General features: G+C 60.3%; 1 protein-coding gene. It reads left to right on the top strand.

Annotation, left to right across the window (positions count from 1 at the left end; all coding sequences use genetic code 11):
- On the top strand, nt 1-307 hold a 307-nt coding region (locus AC5ZG5_RS46560; protein WP_496165616.1), incomplete at both ends, for a phage integrase N-terminal SAM-like domain-containing protein.

The raw sequence follows: 307 nt of genomic DNA on the forward strand, positions 1-307 counted from the left end.
CGCCGACGCATGATCGAAGACATGACGATCCGCAAGTTAGCGCCGAAGACCCAACATGACTACGTGCAAAGGATCAAAAACTTCACGGCATTTCTTGGCCGATCACCCGACACCGCAAGCTTCGAGGACGTGCGCCGCTACCAGTTGCATCTGGCCGCGAGCGGCGTCGGAGTTCCGACCATCAACCAGACCGTCTCGACGCTGCGGTTCTTCTTTCGGGTCACGCTCAGGCGCCACGAGATCGTCGAGCACACGCATGTCATCCACGAGCCCCGCAAGCTGCCGATGGTGCTGAGCGTCGAGGAAG

The sequence above is a fragment of the Bradyrhizobium sp. Ses1 genome, from assembly GCF_059512365.1.